Here is a 22,327-nt window from a genome sequence, read left to right as displayed (position 1 = left end):
AACTACACAACACTATAATTACACACAATGCCAAAAGATACATCCATAAAATCAGTTTTAATAATAGGTTCAGGTCCTATTGTTATTGGTCAAGCATGCGAATTTGATTATGCGGGATCGCAATCTGCACGTTCTATTCGTGAAGAAGGAATCGAAGTTATTTTGATCAACTCGAATCCGGCAACAATCATGACCGATCCTTCAATGGCGGATCACATTTATTTATTGCCTTTAACGACAAAATCGATTATTCAAATTTTAAAAGAACATCCTCAGATTGATGCAGTCCTACCTACAATGGGAGGGCAAACGGCTTTAAATCTCTGTTTAGAAGCCGATGAAAAAGGGATTTGGCAGGATTTTGGCGTGAAATTAATTGGCGTTGATGTTAACGCTATTAATATTACCGAAGATCGAGAACAGTTCAAACAACTGCTTAAAAAAATCGGTGTGCCATCTGCTCCAGCAGAAATATGTACGTCTTATCTGAGAGGAAAAGAAATTGCTCAGGAATTTGGTTTCCCATTAGTAATTCGTCCTTCCTTTACTTTAGGTGGAACAGGAGCGGCTATTGTTTATAAAAAAGAAGATTTTAATGAACTTCTAACCCGAGGTTTAGAAGCATCTCCTATTCATGAAGTCTTAATTGACAAGGCTTTAATGGGTTGGAAAGAATACGAATTGGAGCTTTTGAGAGATAAAAACGATAATGTTGTGATTATCTGTTCTATCGAAAATATGGATCCAATGGGAATCCATACCGGTGATTCCATCACTGTGGCGCCAGCAATGACATTATCTGATTCGACTTTTCAAAGAATGCGTGATTATGCAATCTTGATGATGAGAAGTATCGGAAACTTTGCCGGAGGTTGTAACGTGCAGTTTGCCGTTTCTCCTGACGATAAGGAAGACATCGTAGCGATTGAAATCAATCCTCGTGTATCTCGTTCCTCTGCTTTGGCATCAAAAGCAACGGGATATCCTATTGCAAAAATTGCTTCCAAACTAGCTTTGGGGTACAACTTAGATGAACTGCAAAATCAAATTACCAAATCGACTTCGGCATTATTCGAACCAACTTTGGATTATGTAATTGTGAAAATTCCACGTTGGAACTTTGATAAATTCGAAGGTGCTGACAGAACGTTAGGACTTCAAATGAAATCTGTTGGGGAAGTAATGGGAATTGGACGTTCGTTCCAAGAAGCATTGCACAAAGCGACTCAATCATTAGAAATCAAAAGAAATGGTCTGGGTGCTGACGGAAAAGGATATACTAACTACGAACAGATTATCGAGAAACTGACTTTTGCGAGTTGGGATCGTGTTTTTGTGATTTATGATGCTATCGCGATGGGAATTCCATTGAGCCGCATTCATGAAATCACTAAAATCGATATGTGGTTCTTGAAACAATACGAAGAGCTTTATACGTTAGAGAAAGAAGTCTCTACTTATAAAGTGGATTCTTTACCCAGAGAATTGCTATTAGAAGCCAAACAAAAAGGTTTCGCCGACAGACAAATTGCTCACATGGTAGGTTGCTTGGAAAGCCAGGTACATACGCTGCGAACTACAATGAACATCAATCGTGTATTCAAATTGGTGGATACGTGTGCGGCGGAATTCAAAGCAAAAACGCCTTATTATTACTCGACTTTTGAAGCCGAAATTGAAAAAGCAGATGGAACACGTTACGTTGACAATGAAAGTATTGTTACCGATAAAAAGAAAATAATCGTTCTTGGGTCAGGCCCAAATAGAATTGGACAAGGAATCGAGTTTGATTATTCTTGTGTTCACGGGGTGCTTGCCGCCAAAGAATGTGGTTATGAAACGATTATGATAAACTGTAATCCGGAAACAGTTTCGACTGATTTTGATACAGCAGATAAATTGTATTTTGAACCGGTTTTCTGGGAGCATATTTACGATATTATTCAACATGAGAAACCAGAAGGGGTAATTGTGCAGTTAGGAGGTCAAACGGCCCTGAAACTAGCCGAAAAACTGTCTAAATACGGTATTAAAATTATAGGAACGAGTTTTGATGCATTGGATTTAGCCGAAGACAGAGGTCGTTTCTCAGAATTGTTGACCGATTTAAAAATTCCTTTTCCACAATTTGGAATCGCTGAAACAGCGGATGAAGCTTCAGCTTTGGCGGATACTTTAGATTTTCCATTATTGATTCGTCCTTCGTATGTGTTGGGTGGTCAAGGAATGAAAATTGTAATCAACAAACAAGAACTGGAAGAGCACGTAATCAATTTATTGAAAACGATTCCAGGAAATAAATTGCTTTTAGACCATTATTTGGATGGTGCAATTGAAGCGGAAGCTGATGCGATTTGCGATGGCGAAAATGTGTACATCATAGGAATTATGGAGCACATCGAACCTTGCGGAGTGCACTCTGGAGATAGTAACGCGACTTTGCCACCGTTTAACTTAGGTGAATTTGTAATGCAACAAATAAAAGACCACACTAAAAATATTGCGTTGGCTTTGAGAACCGTTGGTTTAATCAACATTCAGTTTGCAATCAAAGATGATATCGTTTACATCATTGAAGCAAATCCTAGAGCGTCTCGTACGGTGCCGTTTATTGCAAAAGCTTACGGAGAACCGTATGTGAACTATGCGACCAAAGTAATGTTAGGGCATAATAAAGTAACCGATTTTAAATTTAATCCGCAATTGAAAGGATATGCCATCAAGCAACCGGTTTTCTCTTTCAGCAAGTTCCATAATGTGAACAAAGCATTAGGACCAGAAATGAAATCAACAGGAGAAAGCATCTTGTTTATTGATGATTTGAAAGACGATCAATTCTACGAATTGTACTCCAGAAGAAAAATGTATTTGAGTAAGTAGAAACTTGAATTTATTATATGTAAAAAGCCCCGATTGGGGCTTTTTTTGCTTAGATATGAAAAATGGCGGATAGCCATAAATGCTTTTTTTAATGGCACAATTTGATTTTATTTTTAACAATTTATAGTTATTTGAAATTAACGATTTCGAAGCACAGAACTGTCAACTTCCACTAAAGTTTAATTGTTAAACAGAACTTCAATAAACCGCTAATTTCTTAAAGACACTATTGTTTGCTGGTCTTCTTCTTCCGTCTGTTTTATAGAATTGTATTTTATTTCTTTAATGTTTCTGAAAATTTTATTGCTATTGATGTTCCTATTATGAAATTATTGTTTGTTGGTGTTGTCTTAGTTTCAAAAATTTTGTCTTTACTGTTTAACCAACGTCCTTCAAGTCTGCAAATTATATTTCGAGTCGGGGAGTAATCAAGATTGACTGAAAGTCCTGTTGTCTTAAATCCGTTTGGCGTGGTTGTTGGGATAATTATTCCCGTTTCATCTTGATAATATTCTGCTCTTATGGCTGTTTTCCAATACTTATTTATGGCATATTGTCCGATAATTATTGGGCTATACCATAAGTCACAATCTGAACTTCCTTTCATGCTTTGCTGTATTCCAATGTCAAGCCCTGCGATTAAGCCAAATTTTTTTGTCAATTGAAATTGTCCATAAAAATTGTTGAAGTATCTCATTCTTCTTATTATGTCAGGGTCGTCTGTTCCAATGAACGTACTCCAATTAAGAATAACTTTTTCAGTCGGACTAAATTTTATTTGGGTGCCAAAAGAAGGTATTGAATTTCCCTGAAGTCGCTGGATGCGTTGCCAACCGTTTACAATTAGACCTGTTATTTCCCATTTATCGTTTGGGTTATAGGTTAATTTTGCTCCTGATAAAAAATAGGGTGAATTTTCAGCTAACAAGGAACGTGTCATTGTCCAATTGTCACTGGAAATAGCACTTTCAAAACCAATATGTGAAGCAAAAATACCGGCATCTATCCAAAGATTATTTTTTTTATTTAATGACAAACCAACATTCGCTTCAAAAATATTTTTCAATATACCTGGCTCTGCTGAATAGTTGTCGTTTGCATACGTTCCAGTCTGTAAAGCTAAATTTGCTCGATACTTTGAATGTTTCACATCAAGTTTCACAAAACCTAAGTTTAAGTTAAACTCGTTGTGGCGGTTGTGGTTAAATAAAAATGTTTGTCTTTCTGTTTTTTGTGGTTGGTTAAAATCATATACATAAAAAACATCCAAAAAGCCCGAAATATTCAGTTCAGGCTTTTGGTGCCAAATGCTATCATTTTGAGCAAGAAGAATACTACTTGAAAAACAAGAAATAAATAGAAGTAAGCTCCTAACCTGTGATTTAAAATTCATTTATTTCGATACTATATATTTTCTTAAATCAGAGGTTAGAATATCATTTAATTCCTTTTTATTACTGGCAGCACTTTCAATAAAAGCAAATCCAAATACAGGATATTTATTTATATCTAATTCTCTAATTACTATCGGTTTTTCAAAATCTTTAGCAAGACCTGAATAGTTAAATCCTAAAATATCCGAAGGGATTATTCCCGAATTATTATCCAAAATAATGACACTAAATGTTTTATTCTCTTTTCCTTTAAATATAGTATTCCAGTCTGGTTTTTTGTTTTCACAAAAGCATTTGTATTCATTAAAACCTAAAGTTACTCCTAGAAGGTCGGCCGTGGTGCAAAATCCACCAAAGCGTAAAGGGTTTACCTCGATAGGGATTATTTTCCCATTTTCATCAATGCGGACTTCTGCATGAGCCGGGAAATTTTTTAAATGTAACTCTTTACCAATTTTACTTAAAAAATATTCAAGATCAATTTTATACTTTTCAATGATTGCTTTGGATGTTGAATAAACCCGATCACTTGTGTCTGTTCCGGATGAAAAGAGGTGGTGTAAAACGTTTAACAAAACAGCATCTCCATTATTGTCGTAATAATAATCGATTGCATATTCTTCTCCACGAATAAATTCTTCAATAATAAAATTACTTGTGTTTAATACATTTTCAGGAAATATACTTTTAAGTTTATCAGGTTGTAACTCACTTTTAGCTTTTACCCAGTCTTTCTCATTTTCTACTATATGAACTCCTATGCTAAAGAAACCAACAGCAGGTTTAATTACAAATGGGAACCGAATCTCATCATCGGACAATCGTTGGATTTCTTCAATACTTATTTGCTTGAAATAAAAGTCGGGAAACAACTCTTTTATAAGTTCTCTAAACTTTACTTTATTTTTTAAAACTTGTAATTGACTTGATAATTCACTTTCTCCATAGTATTGATCGATCCAAGCTAATGCGTTCTCTGAATTGCTATAAAGAGAAATTTCTGGATTATTTTTTAGTAAAGTGATTGCTTCCTCTTCGGCTATCCATGCCAAAGAATCATCTTTTACCAATTCTTTTGCTACTTTGGTTGCAATTATTTTATAATTATTATCTTTTATTGTTTTGATAAGAAAATCGGAAACAAATGGCTTGTCTATTAAGAACATAATAAGTAGTTATTTTTTATTTTTTTATTTCAATAGTTAAAGCAGGACGTTTGGCACTTTCAGCAACTCTCCATCCGGTTTCATAGATCCACTTTGCCATCTTAGTAAGTTTTACGTAGTCAATTTTATCTGGGCTATCGAAGGGGGTATGGTAGTCAGGGTGTAATAAGGTGGTAAAAAATATTGCTGGAACATTAGCTTGAGCATAGGGAAGATGATCGCTTCGGAAGTACCAATTCTCTGGGTGATCTGCAGCATCCCAAGAAGTATCTACTTTGAAGTTTGCAATACTTTTATTAGCTGCTAAAGTAATAGCTACAAGGTCAGAAGAATTAAGATGAGGTTCTGTTACGCCTAATAGCGCCGCAGAATCAGATGCATTGCGTCCTATCATATCGCCATTTAAAACAGCAACTATGGAGGGTAGTTTAACGGTGGGATGGCTAACAAAATAGCGAGAACCCAATAAACCTCTTTCCTCAGATCCGTGCCACACAAATAAAGCCGATCGCTTAGCGGGTTGTGTACTCCACGCATTCCCTATTGCAAGCATCGCTACTGTTACTGATGCATTATCATCAGCACCGTTCCAGATAGGATCCCCGTTAACCGCAGGTCCTACTCCGTCATGGTCCTGGTGACCGCTGAATAAAACATATTCCTCTTTGAGTTTAGGATCAGTTCCATCAACCTTAGCAACAACATTAATAGAAGGATAGTCAAAATTTTCTACCTTCAAAGTAGTTTTTAAATAAGCGCCTTGTTTAGAAAACATATTCTTTAACTGTTTACTTGCCAATATAATTGGTACCGTAGCTGCAGTAGAGGATTGGGCACCTTCTATTCCATAACTTCCTTCTTGATAATGAAATCCCGTAAATGAGATAAGTGATTCTACAGTGTCATCAGCAACAAAAATTATAGCAGTAACACCGCGGCTGAGGAGTTCTTTTCCCTGCTGGTTCATGGCAGAAGCGGTATAACGATATTGCCAGAGGCTCACCCAGTCTTGAATAATGGGGGTTGGAGGCATAATATTCATAGCTACAATTTTGCCTTTCAGATCGACAGTATTATCCGGTATTTTGTCCAGCCAAACTACGGAGCCTTCTAGGGTAGTGTCAACCAAATTAGTTGGCCAAATCTCTTTCCAAAGATCAAGTGCTTTACCATTTACACTAACAGTACTACTATTGGCCACACGGCTGCGTTTCAGATTAAAGAATTGGAAGTAGGTTCCATCTTCGCCTGCAGGTTTAAGGCCAGCTTCACGGGCCTTTTGAGCCACCCAAACAGAAGCTCGCATTTCGCCAAGTTCTCCTCCTCTTCGTCCCCGAAAGGCGTCACCCGCCAGTTCATATAAATCATCTTTTAGATCTTGCTGCTTAATTTTATCTAATTGTGGTGCTGTGCTTTGCGCAAAAAGCGAAGTGGAAATAAATAATATCAAAAGAAGAATTTGTTTGGATTTCATAAGATTTATTTTTAAAAATTGAAAAGTTTAAAATCGTAAAGGATCAATAAGTATTGGCAGCCCGTCTGTAATCGCTACTGAACAGTCTAGTCTTTCCAAATGTATAGATAATCTTTTATTACAAATCATCAAAATGACTTTTTTTTTGCTGAATACTTTTGGTACTTCATTGACTATGAGTTTTTCTACTATTTCGCTCTAATAATTCCCGAATATAGCGTAAATCCGTTTCGTTTACTAAGAAATGTGTCGCATAGGGATTCTATTTGGGACTTTATTTGGTATCCTGGTTTCTTAACTTTTTATGCTGGTGAAGTTAGCATGTCCACGCTACAAAAAAAGAGGCTCGCTTGCCTCTTGTAATTCTCTCTAAAAACTTTACGACAACTCCATAGTGTTAACGGACGTACAATCGGTTCTCCCGTAAAAACGGGACAGGCTGTTCAACCCGGGTTTACCTCATTGAATTTATTTTTGTTGGATTCGGTGATTATAATTCATTGTTGGTGCTGCGCACGCAACGAAACCCTAGCTGTTGGCAGTCGTACTTTTAATAAGTTTGAATTAAAACGTCAGTTGGTATATGAAGCCTTTCGTGTAATTGTCTTATCATTTCCAAAGAAAGCTTTCTTTTTCGGTTTAAAATTTCGCTTGCACGACTTTTCAGACCTATAATATTTGCTAAATCATTTTGGTTGTAACCCATTTGCTCCATTCTAAATTTAATTGCTTCAATGGGGTCTGGTAAGCTGATAGGAAATTTTTCATTTTCATATTTGTCAATTAAAATACCGAGCACCTCAAGTTCGTCTCCTTCAGGAGAGCCATTTTTTGCATCAAAGATTATTTCAAGTCTTTGTAAAGCTTGATTGTAATCGTTTTCTGTTTTTATAGGTTTAATTTCCATAATATTTAAATTTCATTTGCATTAATCTTGTCATATTCTGCATGCGTTCCAATAAATCGAATCCAAATCATTTGATATTCATAAGTTAGTTTAACTATCAATCTGTAATTATTTCCTTTAATATTGAAAACTATTCTATTGTCATTTAAAATACTAGCACTAGGATAATCTAACTTTATTTCGTTTGGGTTTTTCCATTCAGCTGTACTTGCTTCTTGAAACCATGATTTTAATTGTTGTTCACAATCACCATGTATCTCCCAAAAGTCTCTTAATATTTTTTTAGCTACTACTCTCAAATGTATTAATTTTTTTCAAAGATAATAAAAAAAAGTTCCCGAAATGGGATTTCTATTTTTTCAGTCGCAAGTGTGTTTGACTGCCAACGTCAGTTCGTCTAAAAATCTCTAAACGAACTGTATTTTGTTACTCATTGAGTAAATACCTGTGATTTAAACTACAATTAAAATTCGTTCTGGCAAAATTCGCTTATGAATATTAAAATATAACAGTCCGTAAAAAGGGTTAAAAATTGTTTTTAGAGTCCCAAAATATAAAGCCATCTTTTTTAGGAGATTGCACTGAATACGAACAAATCCGGAGCAAAGTGAACACCTCATTCCGGTTCAAACTGGACAGTTTTGATGATAATTTTCAGCTTCGATAGCGCGGATTTGCAATCCGTGCCCGTAAACAATATCGAAATAATTCTAATAAAACCACTTCTATTTCACACTCTAAACGGGCACAATTTCTTGCTGAATCATTCTCTTTGTGGGCACGGATTGCAAATCCGCGCTATCGTTGTCCGAAAAATCAGATATCCGCGCGATCGGGGTTGTATTTGCTAAGAAACCGTTTGGAAGTCCAAAGTCAGTGGTGGAATATTTGGGAAGATACATTTCACCCCATTAGAAACCCCGATGCATTTTTGATTACTATTTTTTTTGGATTTGTGTTTCTAACGGGGCACGTAAAATTGCCAATAGCAACCATCGAATCAAGAGCATTGACCAGCAAAACGTGACTTTTGAGTACAAAGAGTTTATTCGCCGATTTTCATTGCATATTTTGCCCAAACGGTTTGTAAAAATAAGGCATTACGGTTTTTTGAGCAGCACTTGGAAGCGTCAAAAGCTCAAGCTTTTGCAGGAAAAGCTGCAAGTGAAGGTGTTAGAAAAAGTAGAAAAGAAGCCTTTTTTACCCAAGTGTCCGTGTTGTAAAACAGGAAATTTACACCGGATAGCAGTCTTTGACCAGCGTGGTCCACCTGCTTGGTATCTTGGCGGTAGCCAAAGTTCAAATTCCTGTCCCGCTAATTAGCGGGATGGGTAAGGGAACTTCTGCTCAAAAGTGATGAAAAACACGAAAAAAAACAAGCTGAAACCACGCTACAAAAAAAGAGGCTCGCTTGCCTCTTATAATTCTCTCTAATTTTTTTTCGATAAGAGCATAGCGTTGACGGACGTACAATCGGTTCTCCCGTAAAAACGGGACAGGCTGTTCAACCCGGATTTACCTCATTGAATTTATTTTTGTTGGTATTCGGTGATTATAATTGATTTTTCGTGCTGCGCACGCAACGAAACCCTCGCTGCTGGCAGAAGTGCAAATATTTACGGTTTTAGTCTTACGATTTGGTTATCTTTCAATATTATCAATTCGCTATTCATTTTCTTTTTGAATTCGATTAGTTTTTCATAAACTTTATCCATTCCTTCTAAAATCTTGGTTTGATTTAATGTTCTTTTATGCTTTTTCATTGTAATATTTTTTAAGCTTATCGAATTTCATTTCATTTAAAATGTTTATTTCTGTTTCTAAAGTTTTTTCAGCAATCAATTCAGGTTTCCCTCCTGAATTATCAAAAATCATAACTTCATCAACTATTGAAAGATAAATTTCAAATAAGTTTTTAATCCCGTTTTTATATCTACGTCGAATAACTTCTGTCTCTATATTATGTCCACCTTCCAATACTCGTGTTTTTACTCTTTCAATTGCCAAATCTACGTTTTGCAACCAAAAAAAAAGTAAAGTAACAGTATAATTTTTACTCTGAGCTTTTATTACTTTTGACTTATAACTTTTGGTAGCTAAAGTAGTTTCAAAAGCAAAATTTTCATTAATTTCAAGAAGTTCATTAACTCTCTTTATCATTATTCTTCCAGCTTCAAATGAAACTTTTTCGGGCTGAAATGGCGATAATCCTTTCGCTATTTCGTCAGCATTTACAAATTCTTTACAGTCTAAAATATCAGGTAAAATAGTAAAAGAAGCGGTTGTTTTCCCTGCTCCGTTGCAACCTGCAATTATGTAAAGGTTTTTATTCATAATTGCAAATATAATCAAATTCAAAATTGGAAACTATTCTTTTTCGATTTCTGGATTTTTTTGAGATTACTGCCAACGTCAGTTCGTCTAAAAATCTCTAAACGAACTGTATTTTGTTACTCATTGAGTAAATACCTGTGATTTAAACTACAATTAAAATTCGTTCTGGCAAAAGTTGCTTTATAGATATTCCGGGTCAAACTGGACCGGTGATTCCGGAGCAAAGTGAACACCTCATTCCGGTTCAAATTGGACAGTTTTGATGATAATTTTTAGCTTCGATAGCGCGGATTTGCAATCCGTGTCCGTAAACAATATCGAAATAATTCTAATAAAACCACTTCTATTTCACACTCTAAACGGGCACAATTTCTTGCTGAATCATTCTCTTTGTGGGCACGGATTGCAAATCCGCGCTATCGTTGTCCGAAAAATCAGATATCCGCGCGATCGGGGTTTTTTTGGTTTAAAATATCATATAACGTCCCGCTACTACAGCGGGTTTGTGACTAAATTAAGTCCTATTTTCGGATTTGCCAAATATTCACAAATACAAAACCATTTTCCCATTCAGCTAAATGCCCAAATCCGTTTTAGTAGCTGTTATGCCTAGTTTTTTATCGTCAACAATCCTCTCAACCAAATCTCGGAATGTTTGAATATTTCCAGTCTTTATACTTCTTTTGTATATCCAGTTCGGAAATATTTTGTCAATCCAATATTTAAATCGTCTTTCATTTTCTAATTTCCCATATTCAAGCTTGTCAAAAGTCTTTAAACCAGTTAAAGTTACTTCTTCCAATAGTGGAGAAAAATTCTTGTTTACGTTTAGAAACTCTTCAATTTTTGTAGAAGGTTTCAAGTTGGAAACATCAACACCTTTGTTTTTTAGATTTCTCTTTAATGTTATAAAAATTGCTGTTGTTAAACATTCCGCACCTAAAATTTTAATAGGTTTGATTATTTCTTTTTCAGCAATAGTTGATAAAAAGATACAAAGTTCTCCCAGAGTTTTTTTGTCATCAGGATTTAAGATTCTGTCCCAAGTTTTTAATGGCACATTAATTCTGAATTCTTGATTTAAAAATTCAGCAAGTTCATCCCAAGGCAATAAATCTTGAGCATCACGCCATTCATAAATTAAGGTCTCCTTTGTTAATACAAAAGTTTCATTGGCCATTATGTCAAGTGGACTGCAAAGTCTATGCTGTTCTTTAAATATTTCAAAAAGTTCGTCAGGTGTATATGTTGTATTATCGTTCATTTCTTTTGTCCTAAAATTAGGCATAACGTTATGCCACTTTGAGATGGCTGGAAATTCGTAACCGCTCCATTTTCGACTTAACGAAAACATGATGCGAAACGTTAATTCCACTAAATCACAGACTAAATCAAAACGGCTGTTGCAAGATGCCTTTCTTGTTTACTTTGTTACGATTGTTTATTTTCAAAACCTATATTCCATTTTTAATAGCATATATCTTGGCATTAATCTATATTCGGTTTGTGAAATATTAATGTCAGAAATACTGTAATTCCGAAATGTTTCTGTATTGAAAAGATTATTACCAGATAGAAAAAACGTAAGTTTATTTTCTTTAACCACATAACGCGCTTCTAAATCTAAAAAATAATATTTGTTATTGTCTTTATCTAAATTTCCAAAAAAATAGCGTTCAGATTGTAACTGAATATTAAATTTATCACTAAACATAAACGATAAATCTAAAAAACTCATATTATCTGTAAATGAATTTTTTATGGTAGTTTCTACTTGGTTGTAATTCCATTTTGAGCCAATGTGGTAATTAAAAAAACCTCTAAAACCAGAACGCAATTCAAAACCATAATCCGCATTGAAGTTTTTAACTTCTCTTAAATTTGAATTGTTTACGATATTTTTAAAATTAGTTTTGTTTGCTCCTAAATTGATTTTTAAGTTGGACTTTATAGGTTTAAAATAACGGTCGATGCTTGAAGAAATAGACAAAAATTCACGGTCTTTGATGATGATTTTTTCGGATTGTGAATAATTTTGAGCAATGATAGAATTATTGCTAAAAAAATCATTGTTTGTAGAGTATAGAATAAACGTATTGGCAAAAAACTTGTCGCCCCAACTGCCATAAGTATAATTTAAAACGGCACTTGATGAATTCAACTGATTAAATTCCTCTAGACCTTTTGAAAAAGAACGAAAACCTGTTTGTACAAATCCAGAATATACATCTAAAACGCCTGCATTTGTAGTGTTGTAAGAATAGGATGTTAAGATTTTGTTTTTGTCGTTAATTTTCCAATCTAACCCAATTTTTGGCATAATGTAAAAAGGATTTTGAGTGGTTTTTTCTTCAAAATTTGCTAATTGATTGAATAATTGATGAAAATCTGATTGGGTTAATAAAGTGAAATTTTTTAATTTAAAATCATATTTAGCGGATAAATACAAATCGTTTGTGGTATAAGTTAAGTTATTTTGATACCCATTTGGAAAAGCGAGATTGTTTTCATTTTGCAACAACTCAAAACTAGTGTTTAAATCATCAATTCGTACCTGATTGCCGATTTTTAGTTCTAACAAATCGCCATTTCTCTTTTTGTCTAACAAATGAGCTTCCAACCCTGCAAACTGCATTTTGTTTTTGCTGAATTGTTTGGTGTTATTTGCGTTTTCTGTAAACAAATCATTAAAAATAAACTGATTAACTGAGTAATTTTGTAGCGTTTTCTCGTTGATGTATCGGCTTGAAAGTAAAAAAACTTTATTCTCTTTGAATTTGTTAGTAAAAACTATTTTTTGGTCAAAAAGTTGGTTGTTTGCATTTAAACGTTCGTTTAGTAAATCATTGTTGAATAACAAATCGCTTCTGTTTTTTTCGTTGGTTTTATTGAATTTTCCTGTATATGCAAAAGTTTTAGTTTTGGTAATATCGTAGGTTAAATCTACTTTTCCAAAGCCTGTGAGTTGTGTTTTTCTGCCCACAAAATTTTCGGTATTTGTAAATGTTGTATTTTCAACAGAAAATTGCTGCAAACTATTTCTGAAAAAATCAATTTCATCAGTATTAAGAAAACCTAAAATTTTGAGTTTAATTTTATCAGAAAGTGTAAAAATACTATTTAAAGATAGCATTTCGGCATTGTTGAGATTCACTCTTTTTTGTTTTAAGTTTGGCGTATCAATACCTAAACCTAACAATGTATTTGCTGTTTGGTCATCGCCAATACTTGCAGGTTCATCAAAACGATAAGGTCTTATTAAATTGTTAATTTCGCCTGTGGCATCCTCGCCAATATTATTGATATTTGTTAAAAAATAATATTTATTTTTTTTTCCAAAGTTCATTAAATTACTTCTAACTTCATAACGATTTTCTGACCCCAAACCATAACCAGCTGAAATATTGCCAAACCAAACACGCTTTGCATCTTCTTTTAGGGTTAAATTTAGTGCTACTTTATTGCTATTCTCTATTCCTTTTAGATGTTTGTTATTTGAATAATGCTGATAGATTTCTACTTTCTCTACTGGGTTTACAGGCATGTTTTTAGTCAAAATTTTATAACCTCTTTCGAACATATCATCACCATCAATCATTACTTTTTCCACTTCTTGATTGCCTACTTTGATAGTTCCATCTGATGTAATATTAAGGCCTGGAATTTTTTTTAGTAAATCCTCAATCACTTGCTCATTGCCTTGAATAAATGACTTTGCAAGAAACGAAATCGTGTCTTTTTTGATAGTAATTGGTTTTTCGGAAGTGATAATTACTTCATCTAAAATGGTAACTTCATCAACAAGATTTATGTTATAAACGATTGATTCATTGTTAATAAGTAGAGGAATTGTTTTTCTTTCATAATTAATACTCGAAAATTCAAGAAAATACTCTCCATTTGGAATGTTGTGAATTTCGTAATCACCATTTTCATTGGTGAATGTATAATTTATAATACTTAAATCAGTTGATTTCTTTAAGACTACATTTATTAAAAAGGCAGGTTTTTTTTTATTGTCTCCTACCTTTCCAATTATATTCCATTGAGAATAACAATTTATACTGATTGTAATTAAAAACATTAATATACAATTTTTAGAGTTCATTGCTATTCAATTTTCTTTTCTATTTCATTATTGTCATCTTCTGTCATTTCAATAGATGCACCTCGTGGAAGTTTTGCTAATAATTTTGTTCTAAATATTTTTTCTGATTTTTTATCATAATCATCTCGTAATGTGGAATAAGTATTAATTGTTATATTGTTTGTATAAATAGTTTTAGGTATTTTCAAAGTAGTTTTATGAGGTATTTTAATATTTTCTGCTATAAAACTAACCTCCCCTTTATCATCTTGCACTTTTAAAATTAGCCCAGGTAAACCTGAGAATTTCCACGGACCAACAGGTAGCGGAATTTGTTCAGTGTACCACGCTGTATAGACTCGTCCTCTAAATTTAGTGGTAGCTTTCTTGCAATTATAATTTTTTATTTGGGATGTTTCTTGATGCAAAACCCACTTTATGCTAAAAGGTTCTATAATATTGTATTCTTTAAAGCTTTCTCCATCGTTTTCAGTTAGATAAACTTTAGAAATAATTTCTTTTTTTTTATAATTTACAAGAATAAATGGATGTATGCTATCTGGCCATTTTCTATTTAAAGTCGTAATTCCAGTTTCTTCATTTGCAATAGCACTTTCAGGTTTTATCTTTTTTATCAAACTATATGTTGATTGATTTCCGTTAATTATGAGTTCTTCATAAATTGGAGCATAACTGTTTTTTAAAAGTAAAGATTTATAAGTTATTTTTGCATTGGTTTGACAATATGAAGTAAACGCAATCAAAAAATTTATAAACAGTATGTATTTTTTCATCTTTTTAAATGTTTTTGTAAAAAAAAGATTGCCTAAAAGTTTTTTTGTTAAATAATTTAACAGTAAGCCATTTAGACAATCTGTTTTAGTAATTAAAATTAATTTTCATTATTATTTATTGAAACCAACTCCCTATTTTAAACTTAGCGCAAGTCCATAATGATTGATCGTGCAAGGTGATTGTGTAAGACTTTCCGTCAATCATGAAATTCCCTGAACAGTCCATAACTTCCATAGACTCTTTAATATTATGTTCTCTATTATTTGCATATGACTCTGCAAATAAACAATTACAAAATAGGACTAAAATTATAAATTTATTTCTCATAATATAAAATTATTGAATCATTGCTTTTATTAGGGCTGCACAGCTAGTTCCGTGAACTGTAATAGTATAACTTTTCCCTGTTGTATTGTCTTTAATAGTCATTTTACAATCTTCTACAAGTTTTTGTTGTGCTACTACCGAAGAAAATAAAGCGATAGTCAAAATTGATGTTAAAAATAATTTTTTCATTTTAAAAAGTATTGTGCTTCAATCTTTGCAAGTTCTTCTGGAACGTTAAGGCAGTCAAAGATTTTCTACTATTGTTTTCCCTTATGGGTTTCTGCCCGCTACAAGTAATTTATTTTCTTCCGTTAGGTGTTATTTCGTCTTTTATAAGAGCCATTTCGTAGGCTGAACGTTGAAATTTTACACGAACGTTGTTCATAAGGTTTCTTGCAACGTCCTGCGGCTCTCACGATGTTCAGGGGAAAGCCTTCCTGATTTTTAATTCAAAACTAATTTCGACAAACACAAAACAGAAATTAAATTAATCACTATTTCCTGAATATCTTGAAGCCGCTGTTAGCAAATCGGCTTTGTATTTATTACTATTTTACTTTCCAAATATAATTCTTTTTTATACTTTCGGTAAAAAATATTTATTATGAATAAAAACATTAATGATTTACTATTAGAATTATCTCTATTAAATACTGCGGATAAATTTGATAAAGTAGTTTCGGAAATAAATGCGCTTATAAAAAGCCTACCTCTAGACGCGGAGGATAATAAAAAATATAAACTTTGGCAAGATACTTACTTACAATACTATAAAAACGAAAAACTTTCAAATTTAAGAATACCCAATACTATGGAAAATGCTGAAATATTTATTTCAGATTTAATTTTTGATATAGAGAATCGTAAGAAGTAATAATTTCTAAACAAACTTCTTTTAGCAATTCTGGATTATCATAGGTTTTTATATGAGGGTCTTCTGGAGAAGTGTAATTTTTCTTTACGTTTTTTAATAAGTATTCTATATTTTTTTTATTTCCACTTTCCAAGTTTTCTTCAATCTGCCGTATTATTTCCAATTTATATATTTCTGCCATCTCATTATCTGTAAACGGTTTCTTTATCTTTAGTCTTTCTTGTATAGGCAGAGAAAGGTGCTGGTTATATTGCTCAACTATGTTCATTTTTATTACTTTATTTAGTAACGCTTTCAAACTGCTATTTTTCCGTTTTAGTTTTTTCTGCGGAATTTTTGGTTAAGCTGTTTGCTAACGTCCTGCGGCTCTCACGATGTTCAGGGGAGAGCCTTCCTGATTTTTTAATTCAAAACTAATTTCGACAAACACAAAACAGAAATTAAATTAATCACTATTTCCTGAATATCTTGAAGCCGCTGTTAGCAAATCGGCTTTATATTTATTACTATTTTCATTTCCAAATATAGTTTATTTTCGTATTTTTGGGAAAAACTTTTATTATGGCAAAATTAGTTATCTTACCAACAGTTGATAAAAATACTCAACCAACTTATCATTTAAAATTAGACTTTCCACAAATCAATTTTTCAGAGTTTTATGAGAAAAGGGATTACGATTTTGAAGAGAAAAACTCTTCTGAAAACTATTCTCAAGTCACTACTGTAACTTATTATACTGTTTCTGTTGATAATTCAGAACACTTTTGTCGTTTCGATATTCAAACTCCTATGGAAGTAAATATTCACGGTAAAAATTTTACTAAAGAGAACTTTTTACAGGCTTTGGATTATCACATTAATAACAGCAAAAGCTATTTTAAAAATAAGGTTTTAACTTTTCCAAACGGAGTTATTTTAACTTTAACTTACGTAGATTTGAATGTAGATTTAATAGCTGATACTTTTCTGTCAGAATATAGTAAAATTTCATAACATAAACCTTTTGCTATTATATGTTTAACATTTCCCGTATTTTGAGGTTGTAATGGTGTTATTATCATTCCAGTTTCTGTTATGATGGTGGGGTTATTTAACCTCCAAGTAAATTCTGCTTGCCAATCTTTTATACTTTCGGATTGGTTTTTTTCTTCTGTATTCATTTTCTGTTACTTTTATTTAGTAACGCTTTCAAACTGCTATTTTTCCGTTTTAGTTTTCTGTGGAATTTTGGTTTAAGCTGTTTGCTAACTTGTCTATACTCGCTATAAAGTAGCGACTATACACCCTGTTTTGGGTAGATTGTCGCTATTGAGCAGCGCATTGCGATTCAAATATAATAAATTAATTTCTTACAAATCATCAAATGGGCTTTTTATTTGTTGCAAACTTTTCGTACTTACGTGAGTATAAATTTCGGTGGTTTTGCTGCTGCTGTGTCCCAATAATTCTTGTATATATCTTAAATCGGTGCCACTTTCTAATAAGTGCGTTGCGTAGCTGTGTCTGAGCCAATGTAAGGTGGCTGGTTTTGTGATCCCAGCTTTTTGAAGAGCTTGTTTCAACACCTGTTGCAAACTTCTATCATCGTAGGGTTGTCCTTTGATTTGTCCTTCAAATAAATAAGATATAGGTCTATAAACTTTATAATACTCACGAAGCATTTCTAATATTTTTAGACTTAATGGCACAATCCTGTCTTTTTGACCTTTGGCGTTTTTTAGCAAAACTATGTTTCGGTTAGCATCGATATGAACGGGTCGAAGTGCTAATAATTCACCACAGCGTAACCCACAACTATAAATCAGACTCAACATCATTTTGTGCTTAATGTTGCTGTGTGCATTCAAAATCAATTTTATCTCTTCTTTGCTCAATACATTTGGCAAAACCTTAGCCCGTTTTGGTCGGTGAATTTTGTCAATTTCGATTTTGGTGTTTTGTATAGTTTTAAAATATAGCTTAAGGGCGTTTGTAATTTGGTTTTGATACGAAGCCGAAAGATTGTTTTTCAAAATGTATTCATTATTGTACACAATTACATCTTCATTGGTAATTTCAGCAATAGGTTTTTGGTTATAAAAAACCAAGAAGCATTTCAAAGCTTCACTATAGGTAACAACCGTACTTTGGCTATACCGCTTGGAACGCATCCATTGCTTGAGTTTCTCGATTTGAGCAATGCCTTCAGGTGACGGAAAGGAGTAGGTAAGTGCTGGGATTTTAAACCGAATTCTATTTTCTTCCGTATCTGGAATGTGCCAAGCGACTAAAGATTGGCTCCATCTGGAACCGGCTACTGTTTTTATTCGAGTAATTAATTCTTGATTTTTTTCGAAATAGACCGCGATTCTTTTCTCTTTTTTATGTGTAATAATTTTAGCATTCCAGCTCATACTATTTCTTTTGGTGGTACTAAAGTAGCCATTTATTGTCATCTTTCCAAAATAGCGCATTGGTTCAGGTGCTAGTTAAAACAATGTGCTTCAATGTGTTTTGCTTTTGGATTCTAAAAATAATATAGGATTATCATTTAGAATGGTATCCGTACAGACTTTAATACTGCCGTCAAATCTATTACATTTTTAGTCCAGCATTAATGATTAAGCAGCAAGAAAAGGATATAGATACAAGTATTAAAAAAAGTGCTGCCACAGCATAGGCTGATAAAAGATTTTTAAAGATGCCTGATGAATTAATCGGTGTAAATGGGTGAAATCTCAGGAAAGAAATCCAGCGCTGGATTAAAACAAAACCTTAAATTGTAGTTTTAACGATGGGGATTAAAAAAAATTGAGCACTTTGCCTCCCCGAAAACCGATCCTACTCTGTAGTTTGGCAGCTGGTTTTTTTATACTCGGCTAGATTACTAAAAAGTCTTCAGTTTTTAATGATAAAAAGGGCAAACATTATAAAAACTTTGCGAACTTTGCGTTCCATAATCAGGATTGGAAAAGGAGCTGTTGCAATACACATTGATTTTTCTATTCACTAAAAAAAAACAGACTACGTATGAAAATAAATCCAAAACACGGCATCGATAAGCTTCTTTTCGGGATGAAACAAAATGATGTTACGGCGCTTTACGGGAAACCAGATCGCAATTATAAGGATGAGGATGATAATGTAATTTTTGCTTACAACAAACTCAAAATGCGCTTGACATTCTATAAGGAAGAAGAGCTGAAATTGGGGTACATTGTCGCATCAAGTCCGGAGTTGGAATTATTTGGATACAAATTGATCAACAGAAAAATTAGTGAGGTCAAAAAAGATTTGGTTACCAAAGGAATCACTAAATTTACTCAGGAAGAGTTTGATACGTTCGAAAATTACTTCAACGAGGAAAACTGGATCATTTTTCAAACAGAATTTGATGAGGTGGTGAAATTTGAGATTGGTGCAATTATCAATCAGAAAGATGAATTTGACTGGAAATTCACAAAGAAATAATAGTGTTGGTTTACGTCTGATTGCACGCAGATGACACGGATGCCAGAGGAAAAACGAATTTTAAGTATTTTTTAATCAGTGTAACCCAGTTTAAATCCGCATACTGAATAAGATTTATCTAAATGGATTAAATAATAAACCCGACAGTTTTCCTTTGATGAGAATTGTCGGGTTTTATAATTGTCAAATATTTTATTTTATTGTTTTGGAGTTGGCTGTTTTTCCAGCATTTCTAATTCGAACACAAGCATTGTATTAGGCGGAATAACGCCTCCGGCACCTCGCTCGCCATACGCCAGATTGGATGGAATAAAAATGACTGCTTTATCGCCAAAAGCCATATTGTCAAGTCCTTCAATAAATCCGGGTATCATGCCGTCTTTTTTTCCGGCTTCAAACGGGAAGGCTCGGTATCCGTTTTGGGCGGCACGATTGGCATCAAATTTCCCGTAGACTTGATTGACTTCTTCATAGCTACTGTCAAATAGGGTTCCGTCCTCAAAATAGCCTGCGTAATGAAAATAAAATGTTGCTCCGTTAGCAGGTTTTACTCCGGTTCCTTTCTCTGTTATCTTGTACGCTAATCCGGAAGGTGTGATGGTTGCTGTCGCTTTAGCAGCGGCTAAATAGGTTTTTTTAGCGGTTACTACAGCACCGTATTTTTCCATGTATACTCGTTTAGCTTCCGCTTCCAGCGCTTCTCTTTTTACTTTGTTTTCCGCTTCAAAAACAGCTTGTTTTGCTTTATTTTCAGCGTTTGCCAGGTCTTGTTTTTTCTGGTCTTCGGATTTATTGTTGAAATAATCAGCGAATACTTTTGGCGCATCAAATTTTTTGGCCAAAGCGCCTTTTCTCACAATAGTAATCTTTGTAATTACATCGCTTTGCGCAATAGCGTTCACGATGGCCATTCCTTGGGTTACATGCCCAAAAACGGAGTGCTTACCATCCAACCATGGCGTTGCTTTATGGGTGATAAAAAACTGGCTTCCATTAGTTGCAGGTCCGGAATTAGCCATAGAAAGAATACCGGCTTTGCTGTGTTTCAAGTCCGTAAATTCATCTTTGAAACTATAACCTGGGCCACCGGAACCATTGCCGGAAGGATCTCCAGTCTGTATCATAAAATCTTGTATGACACGGTGAAATTTCAGAGCGTCAAAGAACGGTTTTCCTTTTAGTTTGTCATCAGTGACAAAAGTGTTTTTACCTTCGGCCAATGCAATGAAGTTCGCAACGGTAACCGGTGCTTTTTGGTAGGCTAATTCCACTACAATGTCTCCTTTGTTGGTAGCAATTGTTGCAAAAATTCCCTCGATAACTACCGGAGCTTTTACCGCAGGTTTCACCGGTTTTTTTACAATTGCTTTTGCTGTTGTCACCGGTTTTTTGGCAGGAATAGATTTCTTGACCGTTTGGGAATGTACATTGACCATTCCCAGAAACAATAAAACCAGAATTTTAAATTTCATAGTGTACTAATTTAAAGGCTTGTTTTCTTACTATTATTGAGGCATTTTTTCTAATAATTCAATTTCAAAAATGATGTTGGCATTAGGCGGAATCACACCTCCGGCTCCAGCTGCCCCATATCCCAATTGGGATGGAATAAAAATCACGGCTTTGTCTCCAAACGATAATTTTTCGATGCCTTCAATGAAACCAGGAATCATGCCATCTTTTTTACCAGCTTGGAAAGGGATGGGTTGGTAGCCGTTTTGAGCGGCTCTGTTTTCATCGTATTTTCCAAAAGTTTGGGCAATACTTTCGATACTAGCATCAAATAATTCAGCATTTTCAAGAAAACCGGCGTAATGAATGAAGATGCCAGTACCAATAGCAGGTTTTTTACCCCCGCTTTTTTTGGTGATCACGTATTGCAGTCCTGTTTTGGTTTTTGTTGCTTTGGCTTTCAATTCGGCAAAATAAGCTACTTTTTGTTCGCGGACTTCTTTGTATTTCTCGTTGTAAACTCGCTTGTTTTCAGTATCTACAGCTGCTTTTTCCTTTTGATTTTTATTTTCTACAGCAAAATAATCATTGAATATTTTTACTGCGTTAAATTTTTTAGCCGCTTCTCCATTTCTGATAATGGTAACTGTATTGATGTAATCGTTTTGTTGAATTTTGTTCACGACCTCCATCCCTTTTTCGACTACATGACCAAAAATAGTGTGTTTGCCATCTAGCCAAGGTGTAGCAAGATGCGTGATAAAAAACTGACTGCTGTTGGTGGCCGGGCCGTTATTGGCCATAGCCAGAACGCCTCCTTTATCAAATTGCAAATCAGTAAATTCATCTTTGAACTTGTAGCCGGTATCACCAGAACCCGTTCCTAGCGGATCTCCGGTTTGTATCATGAAGTCATTGATGACACGATGGAATTTTAAACCATCAAAAAAAGGTCTTTTTTTAAGATTTTCATTGGTCACATAATCATTTTTCCCTTCTGCTAATGCCACATAATTTGCTACTGTAATAGGGGCCTTTTCAAAATTTAATTGTACGATGATGTCCCCTTTATTGGTTTCAATTTTAGCGTATAAACCGTCTGGAAGATCGCTGTGTTCTTCTTTACAGGAGTAAAATGAGGCAATTGCCAGGAATGCGAGTACGATCTTTTTTTTCATTTCTAACTT

General features: G+C 34.0%; 19 protein-coding genes and 1 pseudogene. 5 read left to right on the top strand and 15 right to left on the bottom strand.

The window, feature by feature from the left end; all coding sequences use genetic code 11:
* Window positions 1-27: 27 nt before the first annotated feature.
* Window positions 28-2,880 carry a carbamoyl-phosphate synthase large subunit gene (carB, locus tag EKL95_RS00205; RefSeq protein WP_126516381.1) on the top strand — a complete coding sequence of 951 codons (2,853 nt, stop codon included), beginning with the start codon at window positions 28-30 and terminating at the stop codon, window positions 2,878-2,880.
* A 274-nt stretch (window positions 2,881-3,154) separates the two neighbouring features.
* Here the strand turns inward: carB and EKL95_RS00200 are convergent, their stop codons facing one another.
* The 5 genes from EKL95_RS00200 to EKL95_RS00180 all read right to left on the bottom strand — a co-directional run bounded on the left by EKL95_RS00200 (window position 3,155) and on the right by EKL95_RS00180 (window position 8,120).
* Window positions 3,155-4,273, bottom strand: a complete 1,119-nt coding sequence (locus EKL95_RS00200) for a porin (RefSeq protein ID WP_126555839.1) — start codon at window positions 4,271-4,273, stop codon at window positions 3,155-3,157.
* Window positions 4,274-5,440 carry an ATP-grasp domain-containing protein gene (locus EKL95_RS00195; RefSeq protein ID WP_126563302.1) on the bottom strand — a complete coding sequence of 389 codons (1,167 nt, stop codon included), beginning with the start codon at window positions 5,438-5,440 and terminating at the stop codon, window positions 4,274-4,276.
* A 16-nt stretch (window positions 5,441-5,456) separates the two neighbouring features.
* Window positions 5,457-6,914 carry a M28 family peptidase gene (locus tag EKL95_RS00190; protein WP_126563301.1) on the bottom strand — a complete coding sequence of 486 codons (1,458 nt, stop codon included), beginning with the start codon at window positions 6,912-6,914 and terminating at the stop codon, window positions 5,457-5,459.
* A 550-nt stretch (window positions 6,915-7,464) separates the two neighbouring features.
* Window positions 7,465-7,821: a type II toxin-antitoxin system HigA family antitoxin gene (locus EKL95_RS00185; RefSeq protein ID WP_126456257.1), complete on the bottom strand. Its 357-nt coding sequence runs from the start codon at window positions 7,819-7,821 to the stop codon at window positions 7,465-7,467.
* A gap of 5 nt (window positions 7,822-7,826) precedes the next feature.
* Entirely contained in the window at window positions 7,827-8,120 is a 294-nt protein-coding gene (locus tag EKL95_RS00180) for a type II toxin-antitoxin system HigB family toxin (RefSeq protein WP_126456259.1), read from the bottom strand.
* 538 nt (window positions 8,121-8,658) lie between these two features.
* On the opposite strand from EKL95_RS00180, the pseudogene EKL95_RS00175 reads away from it, so the two are divergent.
* Window positions 8,659-9,144, top strand: a pseudogene (locus EKL95_RS00175) (transposase); the annotation flags it as partial.
* Between the two features lie 293 nt (window positions 9,145-9,437).
* Here the strand turns inward: EKL95_RS00175 and EKL95_RS15000 are convergent.
* From EKL95_RS15000 to EKL95_RS00150, 6 genes are all read right to left on the bottom strand, one after another.
* On the bottom strand, window positions 9,438-9,584 hold the full coding sequence (locus EKL95_RS15000; protein WP_197037221.1) for a hypothetical protein: 147 nt from the start codon (window positions 9,582-9,584) through the stop codon (window positions 9,438-9,440).
* Complete coding sequence (locus tag EKL95_RS00170; protein ID WP_197037222.1) at window positions 9,571-10,155, bottom strand: zeta toxin family protein; 585 nt, start codon at window positions 10,153-10,155, stop codon at window positions 9,571-9,573. The genes EKL95_RS15000 and EKL95_RS00170 overlap by 14 nt, the downstream gene beginning before the upstream one ends.
* A gap of 574 nt (window positions 10,156-10,729) precedes the next feature.
* Window positions 10,730-11,419 carry a hypothetical protein gene (locus tag EKL95_RS00165; protein WP_158614829.1) on the bottom strand — a complete coding sequence of 230 codons (690 nt, stop codon included), beginning with the start codon at window positions 11,417-11,419 and terminating at the stop codon, window positions 10,730-10,732.
* 183 nt (window positions 11,420-11,602) lie between these two features.
* Complete coding sequence (locus EKL95_RS00160; RefSeq protein ID WP_126463229.1) at window positions 11,603-14,239, bottom strand: carboxypeptidase-like regulatory domain-containing protein; 2,637 nt, start codon at window positions 14,237-14,239, stop codon at window positions 11,603-11,605.
* Window positions 14,240-14,265: 26 nt separating this feature from the next.
* Window positions 14,266-15,036: a GLPGLI family protein gene (locus EKL95_RS00155; RefSeq protein WP_126463231.1), complete on the bottom strand. Its 771-nt coding sequence runs from the start codon at window positions 15,034-15,036 to the stop codon at window positions 14,266-14,268.
* 337 nt (window positions 15,037-15,373) lie between these two features.
* Window positions 15,374-15,553 (bottom strand): hypothetical protein, encoded by a 180-nt coding sequence (locus tag EKL95_RS00150; protein WP_126463233.1) that lies wholly within the window; start codon window positions 15,551-15,553, stop codon window positions 15,374-15,376.
* Window positions 15,554-15,968: 415 nt separating this feature from the next.
* Here EKL95_RS00150 and EKL95_RS00145 point away from each other — a divergent pair, with 415 nt between their 5' ends.
* Complete coding sequence (locus EKL95_RS00145; RefSeq protein WP_126555827.1) at window positions 15,969-16,238, top strand: hypothetical protein; 270 nt, start codon at window positions 15,969-15,971, stop codon at window positions 16,236-16,238.
* Here the strand turns inward: EKL95_RS00145 and EKL95_RS00140 are convergent.
* Window positions 16,195-16,536 carry a hypothetical protein gene (locus tag EKL95_RS00140; protein WP_126563300.1) on the bottom strand — a complete coding sequence of 114 codons (342 nt, stop codon included), beginning with the start codon at window positions 16,534-16,536 and terminating at the stop codon, window positions 16,195-16,197. The two genes, EKL95_RS00145 and EKL95_RS00140, sit on opposite strands and share 44 nt — an antisense overlap.
* A 263-nt stretch (window positions 16,537-16,799) precedes the next feature.
* On the opposite strand from EKL95_RS00140, the gene EKL95_RS00135 reads away from it, so the two are divergent.
* Window positions 16,800-17,231: a hypothetical protein gene (locus tag EKL95_RS00135; RefSeq protein WP_126563299.1), complete on the top strand. Its 432-nt coding sequence runs from the start codon at window positions 16,800-16,802 to the stop codon at window positions 17,229-17,231.
* Window positions 17,232-17,587: 356 nt separating this feature from the next.
* Here the strand turns inward: EKL95_RS00135 and EKL95_RS00130 are convergent, their stop codons facing one another.
* Window positions 17,588-18,631 (bottom strand): tyrosine-type recombinase/integrase, encoded by a 1,044-nt coding sequence (locus EKL95_RS00130; protein ID WP_126563298.1) that lies wholly within the window; start codon window positions 18,629-18,631, stop codon window positions 17,588-17,590.
* Between the two features lie 616 nt (window positions 18,632-19,247).
* Here EKL95_RS00130 and EKL95_RS00125 point away from each other — a divergent pair.
* Entirely contained in the window at window positions 19,248-19,688 is a 441-nt protein-coding gene (locus tag EKL95_RS00125; RefSeq protein ID WP_126463235.1) for a hypothetical protein, read from the top strand.
* 197 nt (window positions 19,689-19,885) lie between these two features.
* Here EKL95_RS00125 and EKL95_RS00120 read toward each other — a convergent pair whose 3' ends face one another.
* A complete protein-coding gene (locus EKL95_RS00120; RefSeq protein WP_126563297.1) occupies window positions 19,886-21,160 on the bottom strand; it encodes a peptidylprolyl isomerase in 1,275 nt (424 codons plus the stop codon).
* A gap of 33 nt (window positions 21,161-21,193) precedes the next feature.
* The gene (locus tag EKL95_RS00115) at window positions 21,194-22,318 is read right to left on the bottom strand and encodes a peptidylprolyl isomerase (protein WP_126561689.1); all 1,125 of its coding nucleotides are present in this window, start codon (window positions 22,316-22,318) and stop codon (window positions 21,194-21,196) included.
* Between the last annotated feature and the right edge of the window lie 9 nt (window positions 22,319-22,327).

The sequence above is a fragment of the Flavobacterium sp. LB2P53 genome (assembly GCF_003970305.1).
GTDB lineage: Bacteria > Bacteroidota > Bacteroidia > Flavobacteriales > Flavobacteriaceae > Flavobacterium.
This window is presented reverse-complemented; position numbering and strand designations above follow the sequence as displayed.

What these genes read in the sequence shown, in the direction of transcription:
- carB (WP_126516381.1), top strand. Translation starts at nt 28, where the DNA reads ATGCCAAAAGATACATCCATAAAATCAGTTTTAATAATAGGTTCAGGT.
- EKL95_RS00200 (WP_126555839.1), bottom strand. Translation starts at nt 4,273, where the DNA reads ATGAATTTTAAATCACAGGTTAGGAGCTTACTTCTATTTATTTCTTGT.
- EKL95_RS00195 (WP_126563302.1), bottom strand. Translation starts at nt 5,440, where the DNA reads ATGTTCTTAATAGACAAGCCATTTGTTTCCGATTTTCTTATCAAAACA.
- EKL95_RS00190 (WP_126563301.1), bottom strand. Translation starts at nt 6,914, where the DNA reads ATGAAATCCAAACAAATTCTTCTTTTGATATTATTTATTTCCACTTCG.
- EKL95_RS00185 (WP_126456257.1), bottom strand. Translation starts at nt 7,821, where the DNA reads ATGGAAATTAAACCTATAAAAACAGAAAACGATTACAATCAAGCTTTA.
- EKL95_RS15000 (WP_197037221.1), bottom strand. Translation starts at nt 9,584, where the DNA reads ATGAAAAAGCATAAAAGAACATTAAATCAAACCAAGATTTTAGAAGGA.
- EKL95_RS00170 (WP_197037222.1), bottom strand. Translation starts at nt 10,155, where the DNA reads ATGAATAAAAACCTTTACATAATTGCAGGTTGCAACGGAGCAGGGAAA.
- EKL95_RS00165 (WP_158614829.1), bottom strand. Translation starts at nt 11,419, where the DNA reads ATGAACGATAATACAACATATACACCTGACGAACTTTTTGAAATATTT.
- EKL95_RS00160 (WP_126463229.1), bottom strand. Translation starts at nt 14,239, where the DNA reads ATGTTTTTAATTACAATCAGTATAAATTGTTATTCTCAATGGAATATA.
- EKL95_RS00155 (WP_126463231.1), bottom strand. Translation starts at nt 15,036, where the DNA reads ATGAAAAAATACATACTGTTTATAAATTTTTTGATTGCGTTTACTTCA.
- EKL95_RS00150 (WP_126463233.1), bottom strand. Translation starts at nt 15,553, where the DNA reads ATGAAAAAATTATTTTTAACATCAATTTTGACTATCGCTTTATTTTCT.
- EKL95_RS00145 (WP_126555827.1), top strand. Translation starts at nt 15,969, where the DNA reads ATGAATAAAAACATTAATGATTTACTATTAGAATTATCTCTATTAAAT.
- EKL95_RS00135 (WP_126563299.1), top strand. Translation starts at nt 16,800, where the DNA reads ATGGCAAAATTAGTTATCTTACCAACAGTTGATAAAAATACTCAACCA.
- EKL95_RS00130 (WP_126563298.1), bottom strand. Translation starts at nt 18,631, where the DNA reads ATGAGCTGGAATGCTAAAATTATTACACATAAAAAAGAGAAAAGAATC.
- EKL95_RS00125 (WP_126463235.1), top strand. Translation starts at nt 19,248, where the DNA reads ATGAAAATAAATCCAAAACACGGCATCGATAAGCTTCTTTTCGGGATG.
- EKL95_RS00120 (WP_126563297.1), bottom strand. Translation starts at nt 21,160, where the DNA reads ATGAAATTTAAAATTCTGGTTTTATTGTTTCTGGGAATGGTCAATGTA.
- EKL95_RS00115 (WP_126561689.1), bottom strand. Translation starts at nt 22,318, where the DNA reads ATGAAAAAAAAGATCGTACTCGCATTCCTGGCAATTGCCTCATTTTAC.